Annotated in this window: 18 protein-coding genes and 1 pseudogene; 4 read left to right on the forward strand and 15 right to left on the reverse strand. The window is 59.4% G+C overall.

Annotated features, from left to right (window positions below; all coding sequences use genetic code 11):
- Window positions 1-63: 63 nt before the first annotated feature.
- From TU86_RS12080 to pilM, 10 genes and pseudogenes are all read right to left on the reverse strand, one after another.
- Window positions 64-1,482, reverse strand: coding sequence for an FAD-dependent oxidoreductase (locus TU86_RS12080; protein WP_048364542.1), 1,419 nt, complete (start codon window positions 1,480-1,482; stop codon window positions 64-66).
- Between the two features lie 33 nt (window positions 1,483-1,515).
- The gene (gene gltB / locus TU86_RS12085) at window positions 1,516-5,964 is read right to left on the reverse strand and encodes a glutamate synthase large subunit (RefSeq protein ID WP_048364543.1); all 4,449 of its coding nucleotides are present in this window, start codon (window positions 5,962-5,964) and stop codon (window positions 1,516-1,518) included.
- A gap of 333 nt (window positions 5,965-6,297) precedes the next feature.
- Entirely contained in the window at window positions 6,298-7,887 is a 1,590-nt protein-coding gene (locus tag TU86_RS12090) for an AAA family ATPase (protein WP_048364544.1), read from the reverse strand.
- A 10-nt stretch (window positions 7,888-7,897) separates the two neighbouring features.
- Window positions 7,898-8,998, reverse strand: a complete 1,101-nt coding sequence (gene aroB / locus TU86_RS12095) for a 3-dehydroquinate synthase (RefSeq protein ID WP_048364545.1) — start codon at window positions 8,996-8,998, stop codon at window positions 7,898-7,900.
- A gap of 149 nt (window positions 8,999-9,147) precedes the next feature.
- Window positions 9,148-9,666, reverse strand: a complete 519-nt coding sequence (gene aroK / locus TU86_RS12100; RefSeq protein ID WP_048364758.1) for a shikimate kinase AroK — start codon at window positions 9,664-9,666, stop codon at window positions 9,148-9,150.
- Between the two features lie 4 nt (window positions 9,667-9,670).
- Window positions 9,671-10,915 (reverse strand): annotated as a pseudogene (locus tag TU86_RS12105) (type IV pilus secretin PilQ); the annotation flags it as partial.
- A 153-nt stretch (window positions 10,916-11,068) separates the two neighbouring features.
- Window positions 11,069-11,596: a pilus assembly protein PilP gene (locus tag TU86_RS12110; protein WP_048364547.1), complete on the reverse strand. Its 528-nt coding sequence runs from the start codon at window positions 11,594-11,596 to the stop codon at window positions 11,069-11,071.
- Window positions 11,593-12,213, reverse strand: a complete 621-nt coding sequence (locus TU86_RS12115) for a type IV pilus inner membrane component PilO (RefSeq protein WP_048364548.1) — start codon at window positions 12,211-12,213, stop codon at window positions 11,593-11,595. Before TU86_RS12115 ends, TU86_RS12110 begins: the two co-directional genes overlap by 4 nt.
- A complete protein-coding gene (locus TU86_RS12120; RefSeq protein ID WP_048364549.1) occupies window positions 12,213-12,779 on the reverse strand; it encodes a PilN domain-containing protein in 567 nt (188 codons plus the stop codon). Before TU86_RS12120 ends, TU86_RS12115 begins: the two co-directional genes overlap by 1 nt.
- On the reverse strand, window positions 12,779-13,462 hold the full coding sequence (gene pilM, locus TU86_RS12125; protein WP_048364550.1) for a type IV pilus biogenesis protein PilM: 684 nt from the start codon (window positions 13,460-13,462) through the stop codon (window positions 12,779-12,781). The genes TU86_RS12120 and pilM overlap by 1 nt, the downstream gene beginning before the upstream one ends.
- Window positions 13,463-13,666: 204 nt before the next feature.
- Between pilM and TU86_RS12130 the strand changes: the two genes are divergently transcribed.
- Complete coding sequence (locus tag TU86_RS12130; RefSeq protein WP_420876367.1) at window positions 13,667-16,090, forward strand: penicillin-binding protein 1A; 2,424 nt, start codon at window positions 13,667-13,669, stop codon at window positions 16,088-16,090.
- 38 nt (window positions 16,091-16,128) lie between these two features.
- On the opposite strand, the gene TU86_RS12135 is transcribed toward TU86_RS12130, so the two are convergent.
- The 5 genes from TU86_RS12135 to rpmE form a co-directional block, all read right to left on the reverse strand.
- Window positions 16,129-16,296 carry a hypothetical protein gene (locus TU86_RS12135; RefSeq protein ID WP_157395901.1) on the reverse strand — a complete coding sequence of 56 codons (168 nt, stop codon included), beginning with the start codon at window positions 16,294-16,296 and terminating at the stop codon, window positions 16,129-16,131.
- Window positions 16,297-16,426: 130 nt separating this feature from the next.
- A complete protein-coding gene (locus TU86_RS22895; protein WP_157395902.1) occupies window positions 16,427-16,606 on the reverse strand; it encodes a hypothetical protein in 180 nt (59 codons plus the stop codon).
- A 128-nt stretch (window positions 16,607-16,734) separates the two neighbouring features.
- A complete protein-coding gene (locus tag TU86_RS12140) occupies window positions 16,735-18,003 on the reverse strand; it encodes a malic enzyme-like NAD(P)-binding protein (RefSeq protein WP_048364553.1) in 1,269 nt (422 codons plus the stop codon).
- A gap of 181 nt (window positions 18,004-18,184) precedes the next feature.
- A complete protein-coding gene (locus TU86_RS12145) occupies window positions 18,185-19,012 on the reverse strand; it encodes a thermonuclease family protein (protein WP_048364554.1) in 828 nt (275 codons plus the stop codon).
- A 5-nt stretch (window positions 19,013-19,017) separates the two neighbouring features.
- Window positions 19,018-19,269 (reverse strand): 50S ribosomal protein L31, encoded by a 252-nt coding sequence (gene rpmE / locus TU86_RS12150; RefSeq protein WP_019825265.1) that lies wholly within the window; start codon window positions 19,267-19,269, stop codon window positions 19,018-19,020.
- A gap of 218 nt (window positions 19,270-19,487) precedes the next feature.
- Between rpmE and TU86_RS12155 the strand changes: the two genes are divergently transcribed.
- The 3 genes from TU86_RS12155 (at window position 19,488) to TU86_RS12165 (ending at window position 24,347) form a co-directional block, all read left to right on the forward strand.
- Entirely contained in the window at window positions 19,488-21,707 is a 2,220-nt protein-coding gene (locus TU86_RS12155) for a primosomal protein N' (protein WP_048364555.1), read from the forward strand.
- 209 nt (window positions 21,708-21,916) lie between these two features.
- The gene (gene argS / locus TU86_RS12160) at window positions 21,917-23,653 is read left to right on the forward strand and encodes an arginine--tRNA ligase (protein WP_048364556.1); all 1,737 of its coding nucleotides are present in this window, start codon (window positions 21,917-21,919) and stop codon (window positions 23,651-23,653) included.
- Window position 23,654: 1 nt separating this feature from the next.
- Window positions 23,655-24,347: an SPOR domain-containing protein gene (locus TU86_RS12165; RefSeq protein WP_048364557.1), complete on the forward strand. Its 693-nt coding sequence runs from the start codon at window positions 23,655-23,657 to the stop codon at window positions 24,345-24,347.
- The last annotated feature ends 143 nt before the right edge of the window (window positions 24,348-24,490 follow it).

Genomic DNA, 24,490 nt, shown 5'->3' on the forward strand with positions numbered 1-24,490 from the left:
AAATCTGCGGTACACACCCCATCAGTCCCCTCTCCCTTTGGGAGAGGGTTAGGGTGAGGGTTTTTAGACCCCCAAATAATCCATGATCCCTTCGGCCGCCGTACGGCCTTCGAAGATCGCGGTCACCACCAGGTCAGAGCCACGCACCATGTCGCCACCGGCAAAAATCTTCGGGTGGCTCGTCTGGTGCTTGAACTGCGACTGTTCAGGCGCAATCACGCGGCCCTGGCTGTCGGTCTGGATCTCAAACTGTTCAAACCACAGCGCAGGGCTTGGGCGAAAACCGAACGCGATGATCACCGCATCCGCCGGAATGATTTCTTCGGACCCCGGAATCGGCTCCGGGCTACGGCGGCCACGCGCATCCGGCTCGCCCAGACGGGTCTCAACCACCTTCACGCCTTCGACGCGACCTTCACCCACAATGGCAATCGGCTGACGGTTATAGAGGAACTTGACGCCTTCTTCCTTGGCGTTTTTCACCTCTTTGCGCGAGCCGGGCATGTTGGCTTCGTCACGACGATAGGCACAGGTCACGGACTTGGCGCCCTGGCGGATGGAGGTGCGGTTGCAGTCCATCGCCGTGTCGCCCCCCCCCAGTACCACAATCTTTTTGCCTTTCATGTCGACGAAATCGTCCGGCGACTTTTCGAAGCCCAGGTTGCGGTTGACGTTGGCGATCAGGAAATCCAGCGCATCATGCACGCCCGGCAGGTCTTCACCGGCAAACCCCCCTTTCATGTAGGTGTAGGTGCCCATGCCCATGAAGACCGCGTCGTACTCTTCCAGCAGCTGTTCCATGCTGATGTCTTTGCCGATTTCGGTGTTGAGGCGGAACTCGATCCCCATCCCGGTAAAGACTTCACGCCGATGGCTGAGCACGGTTTTTTCGAGCTTGAACTCGGGAATACCGAAGGTCAGCAGGCCACCGATTTCCGGGTTTTTGTCGAACACCACCGGGGTCACGCCACCGCGCACCAGCACGTCAGCGCAACCCAGGCCCGCAGGCCCGGCACCAATGATGGCCACTCGCTTGCCGGTCGGTACGACCTTGGACATGTCCGGGCGCCAGCCCATAGCGAAAGCGGTGTCGGTGATGTACTTCTCGACCGAGCCGATGGTCACGGCGCCAAAGCCGTCATTGAGGGTGCAGGCACCCTCGCACAGGCGGTCTTGCGGGCACACCCGGCCGCACACCTCGGGCAGGGTGTTGGTCTGGTGCGACAGCTCGGCGGCGGCGAGGATGTTGCCCTCGGCCACCAGCTTGAGCCAGTTGGGAATGAAGTTATGCACAGGGCATTTCCATTCGCAGTACGGGTTGCCGCAGCCCAGGCAGCGGTGGGCCTGCTCGGCCGACTGCTGGGGTTTGAACGGTTCGTAGATCTCCACGAACTCTTTTTTGCGTTGACGTAACAGTTTCTTCTTCGGATCTTTGCGCCCGACATCGATGAACTGGAAGTCGTTACTCAGACGTTCAGCCATGGTTAAAACCTCATCACACTATTCAGGCGCATATCACTGCGGGTTGGCACGGATGCTGGAAAGCAGCGATTTCAAGCTGGCAGCCTTGGGCTTGACCATCCAGAAACGACGCAGGTAATCATCGAGGTTTTCCGAGAGATTACGGCCCCACTCGCTGTGGGTTTCCTCGACGTATTCGTCCAGCACGTGTTGCAGATGGTTGCGGTACGCCTCCATCGCTTCGCCGCTGATGCGCTGAATTTCAACCAGTTCGTGGTTAACGCGGTCGACGAAGGTGTTGTCCTGATCCAGCACGTAGGCGAAACCGCCAGTCATGCCTGAGCCGAAGTTGTAACCGGTTTTGCCCAACACGCAGACAAAGCCGCCCGTCATGTATTCGCAGCAGTGATCGCCCGTGCCTTCAACCACGGTGTGAGCACCGGAGTTACGCACGGCGAAGCGCTCGCCCGCGGTGCCCGCCGCAAACAGTTTGCCGCCAGTGGCGCCGTACAGGCAGGTGTTGCCGATAATCGCACTGTCCTGGGTTTTGTACACGCTGCCGGTCGGCGGCACGATCACCAGCTTGCCGCCTGTCATGCCTTTGCCTACGTAGTCGTTGGCATCGCCTTGCAGGTAGAGGTTCAAACCACCGGCGTTCCACACACCAAAGCTCTGACCCGCAGTGCCTTTGAAGCGGAACGTGACCGGCGCCTTGGCCATGCCCTGGTTGCCGTGGGCACGGGCGATTTCACCCGAGATGCGGGCACCGATGGAACGGTCGCAGTTGCAGATGTCGAGGTCGAACTCGGCACCGCTCAGGTCGTTGATGGCCGAACGTGCCATGTCGAGCATTTGCTCGGCCAGCAGGCCTTTATCGAACGGCGGGTTGCGCTCCACTTGGCAGAACTGCGGTTTGTCCGCCGGGATATGGTCGCTGCCCAACAGCGGCGTCAGGTCCAGATGCTGCTGCTTGGCCGTTTCGCCCGGCAGGAGGTTCAGCAGGTCGGTGCGCCCGATCAGTTCTTCGAGGCTGCGCACGCCGAGCCTGGCCAGCCACTCGCGGGTTTCTTCGGCCACGTAGGTGAAGAAGTTGACCACCATGTCGACCGTACCGATGTAGTGGTTTTTGCGCAGTGATTCGTTCTGCGTGGCCACGCCGGTGGCGCAGTTGTTGAGGTGGCAGATACGCAGGTATTTGCAGCCCAGTGCGATCATCGGCGCCGTACCGAAGCCGAAGCTTTCGGCACCCAGAATCGCCGCTTTGATCACATCGAGGCCGGTTTTCAGGCCGCCGTCGGTCTGCACCCGCACTTTGCCGCGCAGGTCGTTGCCGCGCAGGGTCTGGTGGGTTTCAGCCAGACCCAGCTCCCACGGTGCGCCCGCGTACTTGATGGAGGTCAGCGGCGAAGCGCCGGTGCCACCGTCATAACCGGAGATGGTGATGAGATCGGCATAGGCCTTGGCCACGCCTGCGGCGATGGTGCCCACGCCCGCTTCTGCCACCAGCTTCACCGAGACCAGCGCTTTGGGGTTGACCTGTTTCAAGTCAAAAATCAGCTGCGACAAGTCTTCAATTGAGTAGATGTCGTGGTGCGGCGGTGGCGAAATCAGGGTCACGCCCGGTACGGCATAACGCAATTTGGCAATCAGGCCGTTGACCTTGCCGCCCGGCAGTTGCCCGCCCTCGCCCGGCTTGGCGCCTTGCGCAACTTTGATTTGCAACACTTCAGCGTTGACCAGGTATTCGGGGGTTACGCCGAAACGGCCGGTGGCCACTTGCTTGATTTTTGAGCTTTTGATGGTGCCGTAGCGCGCCGGGTCTTCGCCGCCTTCACCGGAGTTGGAGCGTGCGCCCAAGCGGTTCATGGCTTCGGCCAGGGCTTCATGGGCCTCGGGCGACAATGCTCCGAGCGAGATACCGGCCGAGTCGAAACGCTTGAGGATCGATTCCAGCGGCTCAATCTGGTCGATGGCCAGCGGCGTGTCGAGGGTTTTGACCTGCAACAGGTCGCGGATCATCGACACCGGGCGCTTGTCGACCAGAGCGGTGTATTCCTTGAACTTGCTGTAGTCGCTTTGTTGCACAGCCGCTTGCAGGGTGGCGACCACGTCCGGGTTGTAGGCGTGGTATTCGCCACCGTGCACGTATTTGAGCAGTCCGCCTTGCTGGATCGGCTTGCGCGCGCTCCAGGCTTCGGCCGCCAACAGTTTCTGCTCGGCTTCAAGGTCGACAAACCGGGCGCCCTTGAGACGACTTGGTACGCCGCGAAAGCTCATGTCGCAGATTTCTTCAGACAAACCAATGGCTTCAAACAACTGCGCGCCACGGTACGAGGCGATGGTCGAAATGCCCATCTTCGACAGAATTTTCAGCAGGCCCTTGGTGATGCCTTTGCGGTAGTTTTTGAACACCTCGTAGAGGTCGCCCAGCACTTCACCGGTGCGGATCAGGTCACCCAGCACTTCGTAGGCCAGGAACGGGTACACCGCCGAAGCGCCGAAACCGATCAGCACGGCAAAGTGGTGCGGGTCACGGGCGGTGGCGGTTTCGGCCAGGATGTTGCTGTCGCAACGCAGGCCTTTTTCAGTCAGGCGGTGATGCACCGCCCCCACAGCCAGCGACGCGTGAACCGGCAATTTGCCCGGCGCGATATGACGGTCGCTCAGCACGATCTGGGTACGGCCCGCGCGGGCCGCTGCTTCGGCCTGGTCCGCAATGTTGCGCACCGCGGCTTCTAGCCCAAGGCTCTCGTCGTAGTTGAGGTCGATGATCTGACGCTCGAAACCCGGCAGGTCGAGGTTCATCAGCGAGCGCCACTTGGCAGGCGAGATGACCGGCGAGCTGAGGATCACGCGCGAAGCGTGCTCAGGGGATTCCTGGAAAATGTTGCGCTCGGCACCGAGGCAGATTTCCAGCGACATGACGATGGCTTCGCGCAACGGGTCGATCGGCGGATTGGTGACCTGCGCGAACTGCTGGCGGAAGTAGTCATACGGGGTGCGCACACGCTGGGACAACACCGCCATTGGCGTGTCGTCGCCCATCGAGCCGACGGCTTCGTAGCCTTGCTCGCCGAGCGGGCGCAGCACTTGGTCGCGCTCCTCGAACGTGACCTGATACATCTTCATGTACTGCTTGAGCTGGTCGACGTCATAAAACGCCGAACCGTGGTCGTGGTCATCAATGGTGGCCTGAATGCGCAGGGCATTCTTGCGCAGCCATTGCTTGTACGGATGGCGCGACTTCAAGCGGTTGTCGATGGAATCGGTGTCGAGCACCTGACCGGTTTCGGTATCCACCGCCAGAATTTGGCCGGGGCCGACACGGCCTTTGGCGATCACGTCTTCTGGCTGGTAGTTCCACACGCCGATTTCCGAGGCGATGGTGATGTAGCCGTTGGTGGTGGTCACCCAACGCGCCGGGCGCAGGCCGTTACGGTCGAGCAGGCAAACGGCATAGCGACCGTCGGTCATGACCACGCCCGCCGGGCCGTCCCACGGCTCCATGTGCATGGAGTTGTACTCATAGAACGCCCGCAGGTCGGGGTCCATGGTTTCAACGTTTTGCCACGCAGGGGGTATCAGCATGCGCACGCCACGGAACAGGTCGATGCCGCCGGTGACCATCAACTCCAGCATGTTGTCCATGCTGGAGGAGTCAGAACCCACACGGTTGACCAGCGGGCCGAGTTCGTCCAAATCGCCGATCAGGTCGTTGGCGAACTTGGTGCGACGGGCCAGCGCCCAGTTGCGGTTGCCAGTGATGGTGTTGATTTCGCCGTTGTGGGCAAGAAAGCGAAAGGGCTGGGCCAGCGGCCATTTCGGCAAGGTGTTGGTGGAGAAGCGCTGGTGGAACACGCAGATCGCGGTTTGCAGGCGCTCATCGCTCAGGTCCGGATAGAAGGCGGTGAGGTCCGCCGGCATCATCAGGCCTTTATAAATGATGGTCTTGTGGGAAAAGCTGCAAATGTAGTGATCGGTGTCGGCAGCATTGGCCACGGACGAACGACGGCGAGCGCTGAACAGCTTGATCGCCATGTCCTGATCGCTCAAGCCATCGCCTGCGATGAACACTTGCTCGATCTGCGGCAAACGCTCCAGCGCCAGACGACCCAGCACGCGGGTGTCGATCGGTACTTTGCGCCAGCCCACCAGATGCAGGCCGGCCGCGAGAATTTCGCGGTTCATGTTGTCGCGGGCCGCTTGGGCCTTGATCGGGTCTTGGTTGAAAAACACCATGCCGACCGCGTATTGCTTGGGTAAATCGGCACCAAACTGTTCTTTGGCGACTGCACGCAAGAACAGATCAGGCTTTTGAATCAGCAGGCCACAACCGTCGCCGGTTTTGCCGTCTGCGTTGATCCCACCGCGGTGGGTCATGCAGGTCAGTGCCTCAATGGCTGTTTGTAAAAGGGTATGACTGGGTTCGCCCTGCATATGGGCAATCAGGCCGAAACCACAGTTATCCTTGAATTCGTCGGGGTGGTACAGACCTGCTTTCATAGACACTTTCTCACCAGGCTGCCCCAAAAAGGGGCAAATTTCTTTTTAATTCAACCACTTGCTTCCCGCGCTGAACGTACGCCAGCTTGGCAGGGGCAAAAGGGTGGTCATTCTACACACCGCCAGAAACACCCACAAATTAAGCGGCGATTAACCGTACATTCGTGTCGCATTTATGAAAGGTTTAAAGAGATTACTTGTGCTAGTCAAAACATTTTTGATGTTGACTGCCACAAGGCGCAGACACCACAAGGCACACGGCTTGAAAAGCCGCATGCGCAAGCAGGAATGTTAGGTGTGAAGCACGGCGACCTGGGTAAGGTCGCCGGGGCATCAACGAGCGGCTGCCAGTTCTTGTTGGACGCTGGCGACAGTGCGAGGCCAAGGTTTACCAGCCTGAATCTTCGCTGGCAAGCTCTTGATAGCGGCGGTGGCCGCGGCATGGCTTGAGAAATTGCCGTAAGTCACGACATACAACGGTTTGCCGTTAAGCATTTTTTTGAAGTAACGGGAGTCGCCGCCTACTTCTTTGACGACGTTTTGCGCAGACGCTTCGGAGCTGGTGCCCACGATCTGGACTACATAATTGCCCGCTGGCTGGCTGCTGTACCAGCTACCACCCGGTGCTGCTTTGGCCAGCGTCACCGGTTTTTCGGCTGGTTTGGCTACAGGCTTGGCCGCTGGCGCAGGTGCTGGCTTGGCTGCCGGAGCAGGTGCTGGCGTCGGCTTGGCGGCGACAACCGGCGCGGGGGCCGGACGTGGCGCAGGAGCAGGCGTTGGCACGGGCTCAGGGCCTGCTGGCACACCCACAGGCGGTGCAGTGGTGGTCACGGTCGGCGGCACATTGGCACCACCTTCGACCGCAGGCACGCCGCCGTCATCGCCTTCAGAAATTCCGCCTGCGGCTTCAGCCAAAGGACCACGCATCACTGGCTGCGACTGACCCACCAGCGGCAGCGGCATAGGCTGCGAAGAGCCGGCGAAGTCAACCGACGGGTTAGCGCCGTTAGGTGAGGCCTGGCCCAGTGGCAATTGGGCTTGCTCGGCATTGGGCGCCGTCGGTGTTTTGCCGCGACCCGGAATCAGAATGGCGGCGGCGACGGCCACTACCACTACGGCACCAATGGCCAATACGTGTTTTTTCGGCATGTTGAACCCCATACTTGGACGCTTGACCGCTGTGCGGCTGGCAATCATGGCTTCGATCATTGCATCGCGGGCGACCTGATTGATGTTGCCAGGCCAGCCATCGGAGCTTTCGTGTATCTCTGAGATCTGTTGCGCGCTTAAGAGTTCGATTCCGGCGCCCGCCCCTTCAAGGCGCTGCGCCAGATATTCGCGGGTTTCTTCTTCGGTGTAAGGCTGCAATTCGATGACGTGAAAGCGTTCTTCGTCCGCGCTCAGTTGCTCAAGCCCGGCAATCATCGACGGCTCGCCAAACAGGAACACATGCGGACGGCCTTCGGGCGTGCCGCCTGCCAGCGCCAGCAGGGCTTCCAGTGCAGAGTCATCGAGCTGCTCGGCATCGTCGATCAGCAAGTAGACTTCTTGGCCGGTGAGGGCCAATTGCACCACTTGCGCCAGAATCGAGCCGACATCGGCATGGGCTACGTTGAGGGTTTGGGCAATCTGGCGCAACACGCCTGCCGCATCCCCGGCGCCACGGGCCGACACCACCACACTTTGCACCGACTGTTTGTTGGTACTGGCGACCAACGCCTGACGCAGCAACGTTTTACCGCTGCCCTCAGGGCCGGTGACGACCAGCAGCAACTGGCTGTAGCGGGCAAGGTGATGCAGTTGACCCAACACCGGTTTGCGCTGGGCCGGGAAAAACTTGAACCCAGGCACCCGGGGGGCAAAAGGGTCGTGGTTGAGCTGGAAGTGACCGAGAAACGCCTCGTCGGCATGCAAACTAGTCATCGGGATCTTATTAACCTTTAAGCTGAGCCAGCGCGCGGTAATCCGCACCCAGCGTGGCCTGTAGAACCTCTTGTGGATAATCGTCGGTCACTGTGGCTTCGCCCATCCGGCGCAACAGCACCAGGCGCAAGCGGCCGTCGATCACTTTTTTATCAATTGCCATGTGTTCCATGAAATCGGCGGGGGTCATTTCGGCCGGTGGCACCACTGGCAAACCCGCACGTTCAAACAAGCGAATACCGCGGTCACGTTCGGCGTGGGTGATCCAGCCCAAACGTGCGGACATTTCCAGCGCCATCACGGTGCCTGCCGCCACGGCTTCACCGTGCAACCACACGCCGTAGCCCATATGGGTTTCGATGGCATGGCCAAAGGTGTGGCCCAGGTTGAGGGTGGCGCGCACGCCTGCCTCGCGTTCATCCGCACCTACCACTTCAGCCTTGGCCGCGCACGAGCGCTGAATGGCGGTCGTCAGGGCCACCTGATCGAGCGCGCGCAGCGCGTCGACGTGCTCTTCAAGCCAGGTCAAAAACGGTTCGTCGCAGATCAGGCCGTACTTGATGACCTCCGCCAGACCTGCGGACAATTCGCGGGCCGGGAGCGTGTTCAGGCTGGTGGTATCGATCAGCACCAGGTTGGGCTGATAGAACGCACCGACCATGTTTTTGCCCAGCGGATGGTTGATGCCGGTTTTGCCGCCTACCGATGAGTCCACCTGAGACAGCAACGTGGTGGGCACCTGAATGAAATCAACGCCGCGCTGATAGCACGCCGCTGCAAAGCCGGCCATGTCACCAATCACGCCGCCGCCCAAGGCGATCACCGTGGTGCGACGGTCATGGCGTGCGGTGAGCAGGCCATCGAAAATCAGTTGCAGGGTTTCCCAGTTTTTAAACGATTCGCCGTCGGGCAGGATAATCGGCAGTACCGAATAGGCCGCCAGGCTGCGGGTCAGACGCTCAAGATAGAGAGGCGCTACGGTTTCGTTGGTCACAATCGCCACTTGGCGACCGGCGATGTGTGGGGCCAGCAACTGCGGCTGATCCAACAGGCCTTCGCCAATATGAATCGGGTAGCTGCGCTCGCCTAGATCAACCTTCAGTGTCTGCATGAATCCCCGCATTGAAAAGGACGACGGGCGCCCTGTCTCGCAATTATCAAGTGTTGGCCGCGCCGGGTAATGACGCAGCCCAGTAGCCTTTGGCCATACCGCTGAACGGGCAAGGCCGGCGCCGAGGATAGCGCATTTTGTGACAAGCTTTAACGGGGAGGAAGCTGGGCCAGACGCTCCAGAATGTCCAAAACCACCATTCGCGGTGGCCGCTCATCGGTTTCGACCACTACATCGGCGATTTCGCGATAAAGCGGATCACGGATCGCCAGCAAATCGCGAAGGATTTTCTCGGGGTTGGCATTGCGCAGCAGCGGCCGATTACGGTCACGCGAGGTGCGCGCGACCTGTTGCTCAATCGAGGCATGCAAATACACCACACGGCCACCGGCATACAGCAACGCACGGTTCTCGGGGCGCATGACGGCGCCACCGCCAGTCGCAAGCACAATGCCATCTTCTTTGCACAGGCACTCAATCATGGCGGTTTCGCGATCACGAAAACCCGCCTCGCCTTCTTTATCGAAGATCCACGGGATATTGGTGCCGGTGCGCAGTTCGATTTCCTTGTCGGAATCTTTGAACGGCAGCCGCAGCTCCTTTGCCAGCAAACGTCCAATGGTGCTTTTACCGGCGCCCATTGGCCCAACAAGAATCAAATTTCGCACAGAATCAATGACTCGCAGCAATCGCCTGATTGTTCATGATACGCGGAGTCAAGAACACCAGCAGCTCGGATTTTTTTTCGAGGACCAGGTCCCGGCGGAAAAGTCGGCCAACATACGGTAGATCGCCTAAAAATGGCACTTTATCTACCACATTGCTTTGCGTATTTGAGAACACGCCTCCAATCACGATGGTTTCGCCATCTTTGACCAGCACCTTGGCCTGCACTTCGTTTTTCTTGATGGGGGGCACGTTGTTGACCATGTTCAGGTAGTCAGGCTCATCTTTGGTGACGACGACTTGCATGATGACGCTGTTATCAGCAGTGATCTGCGGGGTCACTTCCAGCGACAGGGACGCCTCTTTGAACGACACCGAGGTTGCACCACTGGACGTGGACTCCTGATAAGGGATTTCAGTGCCCTTCAAGATGCGGGCGGTTTCCTTGTCTGCCGTGACGACCTTAGGCTGAGAAATAATCTCGCCATTCCCGGTTTTTTCCATGGCGCTGAGTTCAAGGTCCAGCAACACATTGTTGGTGATGAATGCGATACCCAACCCCGAGGTATGGCCTGCAATGCCCATGTCCACAAACGGCGCACTCACCTCCCCTGCCCCCTGCACAACCGGTTTGGCGATGCCGCTCGCCGTCCACTGGCTTGCCTGGCGTAATGCCCCGCCCCAACGCACGCCCAGGCTTTTTTCGAAATCGACACCGGCCTCCACAATTCGCGCCTCGATCATGACCTGACGCACCGGCACATCCAGTTGAGCCACGATGCGCCGCAACTCGTCCAGCCGCTCGGGTGACTGAAACGCGATGATGTGGTTGGTGCGCTCATCCACCGTGATCGACCCGCGCCCTGGCTCGCCTGTTTGCCCACTGATCACCGACTGAAAGAGCGCGGCAATATCCGCCGCCCTGGCGTGATTGACCTGCACCAATTCACGGCGCAAAGGCGCCAGATCGGCCAGCGGGTTGCGCTCAGCCAGGTCCTGATGCGCGTAGCTCGCGATTTCGTCCTTGGGCGCAATCAATAACACATTGCCCTGCACGCGCTTATCCAACCCTTTGCTTTTGAGCACCACATCCAGTGCCTGATCCCACGGTACGTCTTGCAAGCTGAGCGTGACATTGCCTTGCACCGTATCGCTGACCACCAAGTTGAGCCGGGTGAAATCGGCCAGTACTTGCAGCACCGTGCGCACTTCGATGTCTTGAAAGTTGAGGGACAGCACGTCCCCTGAGTAAACCGGGGGCGTGTTCGGCACAGGCGATTCGAGCCAGGGTGAGGCGTGGTCAGGCAACATCGCGGGCACATTGGCCAGCACTGCCTGTGAATTCAGCGCACTCCATAGCGCCAGTCCACAGACCGGGAAAATCCTTTTCATGGTGTATTTCCGTTAAGACTGCTGTTTCAGAGAGATCGTCAGGGTTCGCTCAAGCCATCCGCCCCGACCATCGGAAATCACTTCAAACACTTCAACGTGTTGCGGGGTAATGGCGGCAATCTGGCCGTTGTTGCGGCCAAGGTAATCACCTGGCTGCACACGGTGAACGACGCCCTTGGCGCGCAGCAAGGCGTTGGCCTGCTGGTGATTGGACAACGTGCCCACCAGTTCGAACTGCGCCAGTTCGGTGCCTTCCAACAGGCCTCTGCTGCGCGCCTCATGCTGCGGGTAATCCAGCAGACTGGCTTGCCAATGGCTGCCTTGATCTTCGTGCAACCCGTGAAAAGGGCTTCGCAATAAGGTGGCCTCGTAGACAAACGGCTGGCGTTGCACCCGCGCAGGCAGGGGGTCAATCACACTGCCAACGTGCGCGTGGGCCGTGTGCAAGTCGCGCGCTAACTGCGCGATGCTTTGCGGGCTGTCACACCCCATCAAACTGACCAGCGCCGCCGCGACAAGGCAGTGGGCATGCACACTCATGGGATCGATCCTTGATCATTGGCGCGATAGGTTTTGGCCAGCAATGTCATGCGCAGCGGGCCGTTGGCGCCATCCGTGGCGGCCGTGAGGGTGAAGTCGTGGAGCGTGACGATACGCGGCAAAGTGGCGATGTCACCGAGGAAAAGCCCCAGGTCGTGGTAGCCACCCACCAGCAGCAGTTGCAAGGGGAGTTCGGTGTAAAAAGGTTGCAGGGTTTGGGGCAGCCATTGCATGTGCTCGATGACCAGGCCACGGCTGAGGCTGATCCGTGACACTTCTTCCAGCAGGCCAGGCACTTGAGCCTGGCTGGGGAGCTGGCTGTGCACGTCGTCGAAGGTGGTTTGCAGCGATTGAAGGTGTTGGCGATAGCGCTCAAGCGTCGCAACCTCCCGCACTCTGGCCTCCCATTGCGCTTTCAATTGCGGTTCAACACTGCGCTGCTGCTGAAGGTGTGCCAACCCGGGCTGCACTAAAAGCACGTACCCCAGCGCCAGGACTGCGGCCATCACTAGCACCGCCGTCGCTGCTTGACGCCCTGTTGTCCAGGCGCCTGCCTGCTTCAAACTTAACGTTTGCACGTCAAAAGTACGCAGGCTCTCCAGCCATTGCGTACCCATCAAAACTGACTGCCATCATGGGCGTTTTGCGACTGATGCACGGTCATCTGAAACAATCGGGTATGGCTACCATCTTTTTCGATGCCCGCCTTCACTTCTATCAGTGCTGGCGCTTCGAGCCAGTGCGAGGCATCCAGGTTACGCATTAGTTCTGCAACCAGCGCGTTGGACTGCGCTACGCCCGTTATCGCGATTGTGCGCTCGGCCATTTTCACGTCGGTGAAATACACCCCGCCGGGCAAACTGCGCGCCAACTGATCGAACACAATGCTGCTGCCGGACCGATTACCTTGCAGGGTCTCGATGGTTTGCATGCGCTCGAGCAATTGCTCGCGCCGCACTTTCAACTGATCAATTTGTTGCGCCCGACCATCGAGCTGCACCATCGCGCTGCGTATCAGATCATTGCGCGCCAGCTGGCGCTCTACCGCCCGGTCAACGAAATGATCCAGCGCATACAGCCCTGCGGCCGCAACGGCCAACAGTGCAACTAACACCATCACATAGCGTTTGCGACGCTTTTCGCGCAGCCACTCGCGCCAGGGCAGTAAATTGATTCCTGCCATTAATCGAACCCCCTCAAGGCCAGACCACAGGCTGTTAATAGCTGCGCAGCATCGCAGAACACAGCGTCGGGTGCGAGTCGGGGGTTACGCTTGATGCCCGCTAAAGGTTCGCTCACCTCATAGCCGGGCAAACGACTTAACCCTTCAAGCCCGCGGGCCAAGGCATGGCTTTGAACCTCAATGACACGCGGGTTCAAGCCTGCGCCCAGCAAGACAGCTTGATGCCAATCGAGGGTCTCTTGCCGGCACACGACCAGCAAAACATCCAGTTGTTGAGGGTCCACGTCTGATACCCCCAACACATCGAAATCCAGTGCCGCTTCGTCGAGGCTGTACGGGACGTATTGCTCGGCCTCCAGCCGCACATGCAGCTCAAGATCGCTGGTGCTCAGGCCCGCTTCCACACGAATGACTTTACTGATGACCTGTGTATCGGGCATCGACATCACGGCATCCCGCGCCTGCACCCCAGCGTCGCCGAGTGCCTTTAGTAACGCCTGCGCGACACTTTTTGCCGGGATGCCGGTCAGATCGTGCACAGGCATGGCTGGCAGGGGTTCTATGGCATAGGCTTCAAGCTGAATGCCACTGCGCGAGCGGCTCAGTTCGACCATATTGATCGACTGCGCACCGACTTCGATGCCCACATACCGCTGGGGCTTTGTCGTGAAAAATCCGGACACTGCTGTTTTCCCTAATGCAATCCGTGACTTACGGAGGGTTAAAAATGAGATCCGTTCATATCCCGTTCCGACATGAGGCCCATGACGCTCATGCACGAAAAATGCTTATAATGCCGGGCGTTTTTTCCGCATTGTCGACCCGGCGCTCCTGCGCACTGCCCTGACGTGCAACCCATTTCTTAATCTGGAAATTCAAAAGCCTTGATTCGTCTGCTGAAGTTTTTCGGGTGGTCATTCGTTGCTGTGATCTGCGGGCTCGTGCTCGGGTTGAGCGGTGCGTTTCTCTATCTTAGTCCTGGCTTGCCGTCTGTAGAGTCGTTGAGAAGCATCCAGTTGCAGATTCCTTTACGGGTCTACACCAGCGACGGCAAATTGATCGCAGAGTTTGGCGAAATGCGCCGCTCACCGATCAAGTTCGCCGACATTCCGCCCAACTTCATTAATGCGCTGCTGTCGGCAGAAGATGACAACTTCGCCAATCATTACGGGGTCGACCCCAGCAGCCTGATGCGTGCCGCCACCCAGTTGGTAAAAAGCGGACACATACAATCGGGCGGCAGCACGATCACCATGCAGGTGGCGAAGAACTATTTCCTCTCCAGTGAGCGGAGCTTTTCGCGCAAAACCAACGAAATTCTGCTGGCCCTGCAAATCGAGCGCGAACTGACCAAGGACGAAATCCTTGAGCTGTACGTGAACAAGATTTACCTGGGCAACCGCGCCTATGGCATCGAGTCAGCCGCACAGGTCTATTACGGCAAATCGATCCGGGACTTGAGCCTGGCGCAGATGGCAATGATCGCCGGTCTGCCAAAAGCCCCGTCGCGCTTCAACCCGCTGGCCAACCCGGTGCGCAGCAAAGAGCGCCGCGACTGGATTCTGGGCCGCATGTACAAGCTGGGCAAAATCGATCAGGCCAGCTACCAGGCCGCCATTGCCGAACCGGTAAACGCCAGCTATCACGTGCCAACGCCCGAGGTGAACGCGCCTTACATTGCTGAAATGGCCCGCGCCGAAATGGTCGGCCGTTATGGCAGCGAGGCCTACACCGAGGGCTACCGTGTCACCACCACCGTACCGAGCGATCTTCAGGAGCTGGCGAACAAGTCTGTCGAAGAAGGGCTGATCACCTACGATCAACGCCACGGTTATCGCGGACCAGAATCCCGCTTCCCTGGCAAGACCCTGGCCGCGTGGACGCAAGAGCTGGCCAAACAACGTGCAATCACCGGCCTTGAGCCTGCGATCGTGACCGAGGTCGACAAAGACGGCCTGCAAGTGCTGACCCGCACCGGTGAAGGCCGTGTGCCGTGGGACAGCATGAAATGGGCGCGGCGCTTTCTGAATACCAACAGCATGGGCCCGATGCCCAAGCAGCCTTCGGATGTGGCGCAAGTAGGCGATTTGATTCGTGTGCAGCCGCAAGCCGACGCCAGCCTCAAGTTCAGCCAGGTGCCCACCGTGCAAGGCGCACTGGTGTCTCTGGACCCGAACAACGGCGCCATTCGCGCACTGGTGGGTGGCTTCGCGTTCGAGCAAAGCAATTACAACCGCGCGATGCAGGCCAAGCGCCAACCGGGTTCAAGTTTCAAACCCTTCGTTTACAGCGCGGCGCTGGATAACGGCTACACCGCCGCCACGCTGGTGAACGATGCACCGATCGTGTTTGTCGACGAGTACCAGGACAAAGTCTGGCGCCCGAAAAACGACAACAACACCTTCCTCGGCCCGATCCGCGTGCGCGAAGCGCTGTACAAGTCGCGCAACCTGGTGTCGATTCGCCTGCTGCAAAGCCTGGGCGTCGACAAGACGGTCGACTACATCAGCCGTTTTGGCTTCAACAAGCAGGACCTGCCGCGCAACCTGTCGCTGGCACTCGGTACCGCGACGTTAACGCCGATGGAAATCGCCACCGGCTGGAGTACGTTTGCCAACGGCGGTTACAAAATCACGCCGTATCTGATCGACAAAATTGAAAGCCGCAACGGCGAAACGCTGTTCGTGGCCAACCCGCCAAGCGTGCCGAAAACCGACAGCAAAGACGTACCGCCGCAGGCCGAAGCGCTGACCATCGACACGATCAATGCCGCACCGGGCCTGCCAACCGTTGAAACCCAGGCGGTTGCGGAGCGCATTATCGACGGGCGCACCGCCTACATCCTGACCAGCATGTTGCAGGACGTGATCAAGCTGGGCACCGGTCGCCGCGCACTGGCCTTGGGCCGCACCGATTTGGCGGGCAAAACCGGTACCACCAACGAATCCAAGGATGCGTGGTTCTCGGGCTATAACGCCGATTACGTGACCACGGTCTGGACCGGTTTCGACCAGCCTGAAAGCCTGGGTCGTCGCGAATACGGCGGTACGGTGGCGCTACCGATCTGGATCCACTACATGGGCGGCGCGCTCAAGGGCAAGCCCGCGCATACTCAGGCAGAACCCGAAGGCATCCTCAGCCTGCGGATCGACCCGATCAGCGGTCGCGTCGCCTCACCGGGCACACCGGGTGCGTACTTTGAGTTGTTCAAAAGTGAAGACACGCCGCCGTCCAACAGCGAGTTGAGCAATGGCGTCGCACCGGGCAGCCCGTTGCCAGCGGATGAAGGCGCACCGATCGACCTGTTCTAATCCCCGACGACACGCTGCCATGCATGGGCAGCGTGTCGTTAGGCCCCTTTCAGAAGGTCATCAATATCAAACGGCGCACCGATTACAGGCTCTCTGAAGCCGGTGATCGAGGCCGTTAACTCCCGCATCGACAGCCCTGTCGGCGCCATCGCCACTTGCTCTTGGCGCTTATTTTCAGCGTGGACCAGCCAGCGCTCGATGTTCACAGCCAGCGCCTCAGGCTGGGCAGCGTGATGGCCATACACTTCGCCCGCTCCAGCAGGGTTTCGACCCACTCCAGCTCTAGATCGGTCATCCGCGCACGGTTAAGATCCAAGGCTTCCTGCCAGCGTTACCTCAAGAGCCAGAGAGCAGGCCGCGTGCTGCGCCAAGGTTTCGCAGGCCCAATTGATCATCCGGTGATGCACCGGCGATAAACGCCTCATCACCCGCACGGGGGGCGCCATAGGTGTAAAGGACGATGGTGTAGCCTTCAGGTCGGCGACGCAGGAAGAGATGAACGCTAACGGATAGCACCAGACTCCCCGTGTAGGCGTTTTCCTAAAATTTCATAAGATGCCGATAAATGACTATGCGTTAATTCACCGAGCACAAAAAAGCCCCGACTCTCACGAGCCGGGGCTTGGGTAAAACGCTATCGCGGCTTAGCCGTTGAACACGTCATCCACGCTTTTGAGCGGGTAGTTTTTCGGGTACGGCAGGGTCGCAACGCCGGTCTCGATGGCAGCCTTGGCCACAGCATCGGAGATCACGGTGATCAGGCGGGCATCCATTGGTTTGGGAATGATGTACTCACGACCAAATTCCAGCTTGATACCGCCGTAGGCGTCACAAACCTCTTGTGGTACTGGCAGTTTGGCCAGTTCACGCAAGGCGTTGGCCGCTGCGATTTTCATCTCTTCGTTGATGCGTTTGGCGCGAACGTCCAATGCACCGCGGAAGATGAACGGGAAGCCCAGCACGTTGTTGACCTGGTTCGGGTAGTCCGAACGGCCAGTGGCCATGATCACGTCGTTACGCGTGGCGTGTGCCAGCTCTGGCGCGATTTCCGGGTCCGGGTTCGAGCACGCGAACACGATCGGGTTCGGCGCCATGCGCAGCAGGTTTTCAGCGCTCAGCAAGTTTGGACCCGACAGGCCAACAAACACGTCTGCGCCGTCCAAGGCATCTGCCAGGGTGCGTTTTTCAGTCGCGTGAGCAAACACTGCTTTGTACTGGTTAAGGTCGTCGCGGCCGGAGTGGATCACACCGGTACGGTCAACCATGAAAATGTTTTCGAGGGTCGCGCCCATGCTCACCAGCAACTTCATGCAGGAGATGGCCGCAGCGCCAGCGCCCAGGCAGACGATTTTGGCGTCAGACAGGGTTTTGCCTGCGATTTCCAGGGCATTGATCATGCCGGCCGCCGTCACAATCGCGGTGCCGTGCTGGTCATCGTGGAATACCGGAATATCGCACTGCTCGATCAGAGCACGTTCGATCTCAAAGCACTCAGGGGCTTTGATGTCTTCGAGGTTGATGCCGCCGAAGGTGATGGAAATGCGTTTAACGGTGTCGATGAAAGCCTGTGGGCTCTCGGAATCAACTTCGATATCGAATACGTCGATACCGGCAAAGCGCTTGAACAGTACGCCTTTGCCTTCCATCACAGGCTTGGAAGCCAATGGGCCAAGGTTACCCAGGCCCAGAATGGCGGTGCCGTCAGAAATCACTGCGACCAGGTTGCCCTTGCCGGTGTACTTGTAGGCCAGTTCAGGATCGCGGGCGATTTCACGCACTGGTTCGGCTACACCCGGGCTGTAGGCCAGCGCGAGATCGCGGGCGGTAGCGGTAGGTTTGGTGAGCTCGACACTCAGTTTCCCTGGACGTGGCTGGGCATGATATTCGAGAGCGGCGGTTTTCAAATCAGACATAGGGGCATTCCGCTTTTTTGCTGTTGGACAGACGGATCGCCGAGCATACGCGTGTCGTAAAGTCCCGACAAGACTGACCAGTCAGCAGTGTCAAGGGCTTTACCCTACGACTTTGGACCAAGAGCCGCGGCCCGTAAGGGCTAGAGTGTTCACAATCCACATTAAAAATTGTCTACAATTTTTAGCGAGCGACGACTTTAAACATCTCCGGATGCGTCAATGGCAGCATCCAGCGCGCCTGACCCGGCTTCAACCCGCCACGCCGTGAACGGTCCAGCACCCAGCCACGCGCCTCAAGCTGCGTGCCCTTCAAGTTAGCGAGACGTTTTTGATCGAAATGGGTCAGTTGATTGGGTGCAATGTGCAACACCAGTCCGCCTTCAAGGTCGATCCAAAAGCCACCACGATTGCGCTGAACCCGGCTCACTTTTGCACCCACTAGCGCGAAACCGGAGCGGGTGATGTGCTGCGGAGCCTGCACCGGCGATTGGCGCCACATCCCGGCCCTGGCGGAGCGTGCGCGCTGTTCTGCCGCCTGTTGGCAGCCCAGCAGTTCGGTATTGGGTGCAATGGCCACCTGATAAGCCAGACCGTCTGCCAGCAGTTGAGCTTCAAGGTTGCTGCCGTCTGCCCCGAACACATGGGCCAGGGTGCGCCCATAGCGGTCCTGCGCCTGCTTGCCTGTCAGCAACCCCACGCGGCCATCACTGCGCGCCACCAGCGCTTGCAGCCGTTGGCGCGCCGCCTCCGCAAAAGGTTCGGCGGTTTGGCCTTTTTTGCCGGTTTCTGGCGCATTGAGACCGATCATGCGCACGCTGCGCCCGTCTTTGAGGCGCAAGGTGTCGCCATCGACCACGCGCTCGACTTGCGCGGGTGTGGGCGCTTTTGGCGCAGGGCACAGTACCTGGGCCTGTACGCTGGAAAGCCAAATCGCAGGCACAAAAAAGGCGCCCGCAAGGGACGCCTTTTTCAATAACCCGGCCAGCCTCAAAAGGTTGCCCAAGGTCATGCGCCTTACTCGGCGGCTTTTTCTGCTTCTGCTGCTGGAGCGGCTGCTTTAGCGCCGAAAGCACCAAAACGAGTCTTGAAGCGATCAACACGACCGCCAATGTCCAGAGTTTTTTGCTTACCGGTGTAGAACGGGTGGCACTCGTTGCATACGTCAGTGCCCAGAGGCTTGCACAGGTTCGAACGAGTTTCGAACTTGTTGCCGCAGCTGCAAGTTACCAGGATTGTTTCGTACGCTGGATGGATATCGGCTTTCATGGGTATTCCTCAGGCTAGCGTGCCGCCACTCAACACCATTGTTGAATACCGCACGTAAATTTAGGGCGCCGATAATACCAGACCTATGCATTGACGCAAGCAGCCAATCATGCTCCCGCTAAAATCATTCGCCTTTCAGTGCCCTGCCTTTTAGTCGCGCAGCGCTTTGTCTGCTAGGCTCCGGGCCATCTTTGCCGTTCATCACTTGAGAGCCCCGCGTGCCCGACGCCATTTTGCGCCTTGCCCTGCCTTCCCCCCTGCGCCGCCTGTTTGACTATCGGGCGCCTGCGGGCGTGCGACGCGATCAATTGCAGCCGGGCATGCGCTTGCGGGTACCGTTCGGGCGGCGCGAGATGATCGGCATTCTGGTTGAGGTGGTCGATCACAGTGAGGTCCCGGCCGACAAGCTCAAACCGGCGATTGCATTGCTCGATACCACCGCGCCGCTGCCCGCCTCGCTGCTCAAACTGTGTTTATGGACCTCGCAGTACTACCAGCACAGTCTGGGCGACACCCTGAGCTGGGCCTTGCCCGTACTGCTGCGTCAGGGGGAGCTGGCTGAAACCCGACAAGAGCGGTTTTGGCAGATGGCGCCCGGCGCCCGTCTCGACGACCCGCGCATTGCCCGCGCACCCCGTCAGCGTGAAGCACTGGCCACTCTGGCCCAGCACCCGCATGGCGTCGCACATACGCTGCTTAGCAAGTTAATGCTGAGTAAAGACAGCCTCGACCTGCTGCTGGCTAAAGAGTTGGTCAGCGTAGAAATCCGCCGCCACGCACCCCTTGAGCGTCACGACCACTGGCTGGCGCAGCCTGAACTGCCGCTCAACAGCGAACAGCAGGCGGCCTATGAAGCCATCCACGCAGGACTTGGCAGCTTCCATGCATTTCTATTGGCCGGGGTAACCGGCAGCGGCAAGACCGAAGTGTATTTGCAGCTGATCCGCGAAACCCTTCAAGCTGGCAAACAGGCGCTGGTCCTGATCCCGGAGATCAACCTCGGCCCGCAGACCCTGGCCCGCTTCGAACAGCGTTTCAATGCGCGTATTGCGCTGGTGCACTCGGCGGTTAACGACCGCGAGCGCCTGGAAAGCTGGTTGGCCGCTCGCGATGGCGAAGCCGACATTATTATTGGCACCCGTTCAGCACTGTTCACCCCGATGAAAAACCCGGGGCTGATCATCATCGACGAAGAACACGACGGCTCTTATAAGCAGCAAGAAGGTTTGCGCTATCACGCCCGCGATTTGGCGCTGGTGCGCGCACGCCAGGAAAACATCCCCATCGTGCTCGGCTCTGCCACGCCATCTCTCGAAAGCCTGCATAACGCCTACACCGGTCGCTATGGTTTGCTGCGCCTTAATGAACGCGCAGGGGGCGCCAGGCAGCCACGTTTCCTGCGCCTGGATGTGAAAAGTCGCCCGCTGGACAGCGGCATATCCGGGCCAATGCAACAAGCCATTGGTCAGACCCTGGCGGCAGGCCAGCAAGTGCTGGTCTTCCTCAACCGCCGTGGCTTTGCCCCTACGTTGCTGTGCCATGACTGCGGCTGGATGTCGGAATGCCAACGCTGCGATGCGCGCATGACCGTGCACCAGCGCTCGGGCGAGTTGCGCTGCCATCACTGCGGCCATGTAGAGCGTGTGCCGCGCAATTGCCCGCAATGCGGCAAAGTTGACTTGCGCCCGGTCGGTGCAGGTACGGAGCGTGCTGAAGAGCGGCTGGGGATTTTATTTCCCGACTACCCGGTTTTACGGGTCGACCGCGACAGCACTTCGCGCAAAGATGCGATGAACCAGCTGTTTGCCACCATCCAGAAAGGCAAGCCGTGCATTTTGATCGGCACACAAATGCTCGCCAAGGGTCATCACTTCCCACGGGTGACGCTGGTGTCGATTCTGGACGCCGATGGTGGCCTGTTCTCCGGCGACTTTCGCGCCAGCGAACGCATGGCCCAATTGATTGTGCAGGTGGCCGGGCGCGCTGGGCGGGCGCAAGAACCGGGCAAAGTGATTATCCAGACCCACTTGGCTGACCACCCGCTGCTGATTCAACTCACCGAACAAGGCTACTTTGCCTTCGCTGAACAAGCATTGAGCGAGCGGCGAGCGGCGGGCCTGCCGCCTTTTGCGCACTTGGCCCTGCTCCGGGCCGAAGCCCACAAACCGGGGCAAGCCGAAGGCTTTTTGGACCAGGCATGCAGCGAGGCCGAACGCCTGCTGGGCGAACTGAACCTGACCGGCGTCGAACTGCTCGGCCCGGTGCCTGCGCCCATGGAGCGCCGTGCCGGACGCTACCGCGCGCAATTATTGTTACAAGCCAACGCGCGCGCGCCGCTGCACCGCTTGCTCAACCAATGGCTGCTGCTGCTCGAACAAATGCCCAGCGCGCGACAAGTGCGCTGGTCCCTGGACGTTGATCCGGTCGACCTGTATTGACCGCCAAACTGTTGATCGCGAGCAAGCTCACGCCGCAAAATTTATGCACCCTGATAAAAGCGAAGTGATCCGGGACAACCGCGTGATCATCACCGCAGATCCATTACCCAACTGCCAAGGTTGGCAAGGCCGACCCGGCAACGGATAATGCCCAGTTTTTCCACCTGCGCACTGAAGCGCTACCGCGCTTGCGGTCGAAAGAGAAGACCATGAAAGACACCATTCGCCAGCTGATTCAACAAGCCCTAGCTCAACTCGTCACAGAAGGTGTGTTGCCTGAAGGCCTGACGCCAGCGATTCAGGTGGAAAACGCCCGTGACAAGACACACGGCGACTTTGCCAGCAACATCGCCATGATGCTGGCAAAGCCGGCCGGCATGAAGCCGCGCGATCTGGCTGAAAAAATCATCGCCGCCCTGCCGGCCGATGAACAAATCAGCAAAACCGAAATCGCCGGTCCCGGCTTCCTGAACTTCTTCCAAAACACCCAGGCACTGGCCTCACGCCTGGACGCAGCCCTGGCTGACGAGAAAATCGGCGTACGCAAGGCTACCCCCGCCATGCGCACCGTGATCGACATGTCCGCGCCCAACCTGGCCAAAGAAATGCACGTCGGCCACTTGCGCTCCACCATCATTGGCGACGGCGTAGCCCGGGTACTTGAGTTCCTCGGTGACGACGTGATTCGTCAAAACCACGTGGGCGACTGGGGCACTCAGTTCGGCATGTTGATGGCCTACCTGGAAGAAAACCCGATCACCAGCGACGAGCTGTCTGACCTCGAAAACTTCTACCGTGCGGCCAAGCAGCGTTTCGACGAGTCGCCAGAGTTCGCCGACCGCGCCCGTAGCCTGGTGGTCAAGCTGCAAGCCGGCGACCCGGACTGCCTGGCACTGTGGGCCAAGTTCAAAGACATCTCGCTGTCGCATTGCCAGAAAATCTACGAACTGCTGAACGTCAAACTGACCATGGCCGATGTGATGGGCGAAAGCGCCTACAACGACGACCTGATCAACGTCGTCAACGACCTCAAGGCCAAAGGCATGCTGGTCGAGAGCAATGGCGCACAATGCGTGTTCCTCGACGAGTTCAAAAACGCTGACGGCGAGCCGTTGCCGGTGATCATCGTCAAGGCCGACGGCGGCTACCTGTATGCCACCACCGACCTGGCAGCCATCCGCTATCGCAGCGGCGTATTGAAAGCAGACCGCGCCCTGTACTTTGTCGACCAGCGTCAGGCGCTGCACTTCCAGCAAGTGTTTGCCGTTGCGCGCAAAGCCGGTTTCGTGACCCACCCGATGGAAATGGAACACATGGGCTTCGGCACCATGAACGGCGCAGACGGCCGCCCATTCAAAACCCGCGACGGTGGCACGGTTAAACTGATCGACCTGCTCAATGAAGCCAAAGAGCGCGCCTACACCCTGGTCAAAGAGAAAAACCCTGAGCTGCCAGAAGACGAACTGCGTGCCATCGCCAAAGTGGTCGGCATCGACGCGGTGAAATACGCCGACTTGTCCAAGCACCGCACCAGCGATTACAGCTTCAACTTCGACCTGATGTTGAACTTCGAAGGCAATACCGCGCCTTACTTGCTGTACGCCTACACCCGTGTGGCGGGCGTGTTCCGCAAACTGGGCAAAAACTTCACCGAAGTTGAAGGCCAGATCGTGCTGCAAGCGCCACAAGAGCAAGAGCTTGCCGCCAAGCTGGCGCAGTTCGGTGAAGTGCTCAATAACGTGGCTGAAAAAGGCACGCCGCACACTTTGTGCACCTACCTGTACGAAGTGGCAGGCCTGTTCTCCAGCTTCTATGAGAACTGCCCGATCCTGAACGCCGAAGACGAAGCACAAAAACAAAGCCGCCTGCGCCTGGCAGCCCTGGCGGGCCGTACCCTCAAGCAAGGTCTGGAATTGCTGGGCCTGGAAACTCTGGAGCGCATGTAAGTTGGCCGCCAAGAAAAAACCTGCACCCAAGCGTGGCGCCAGCCGGTATCAGGCGCCCGCCAAACAACCGATTCCAGGTTGGCTGTGGATGGCCATCGGCCTGACCGTGGGCGCATTTATCGTGTTTTTGATGAAACTCGAACCCGGCAAGGGCGACGACGTCAAGCGCGTCAAGCAAGAGCAGCAAAAGGCGTCGCAAACGGCCCAGGCAAATAAAACGCCGCCAAGCCCTGCGCAACCGATCAAGCCCAAGTACGACTTCTACACCTTGTTGCCCGAGTCTGAAGTGATCGTGCCGCCAGAAGCCGTACCGGAAAAAACCCCACCAACGCCGCAAACTGCGCCACTGGCACCGGTAACCCCGGCCGAAGCGGCAAAAATTGACACGGCCCGCGCTCAGGCTGCCTTGAGCGGTGTGACCCCGCCACCTGCACCGCCCGTGGTGAAAGCGGCGCCGGTAACCAAGTTCTTCTTGCAGGCGGGCTCGTTCCGCAAACAAGCCGACGCGGAAAAAGTGCGTGCGCAAATCATCTTGCTCGGCCAAACCGCAACGGTTGAAGCCGGCACCGTGAAAGACGAAACCTGGTACCGCGTGCTGGTTGGCCCCTTCAGCAACCGTGACCAGCTGACTGTTGCGCAGAAGCAACTGGCGGGCAGCGGCTTTAGTAACTTGTTGCTACAGCAGCGCCGGTAATACCTGGCACGCCACCGGGCAAGTGCTTGACCTGTAGCAGCCATCGATCCTCGACAGCTGCTACAGGATTTGTCCGTTCTCCGTTCATCCGCATTGCCTTCCCACTGTTGAAATATTCGCTACAACCCCCATATGTATCTCCA

This window comes from Pseudomonas weihenstephanensis (genome assembly GCF_001043055.1).
GTDB lineage: Bacteria > Pseudomonadota > Gammaproteobacteria > Pseudomonadales > Pseudomonadaceae > Aquipseudomonas > Aquipseudomonas weihenstephanensis.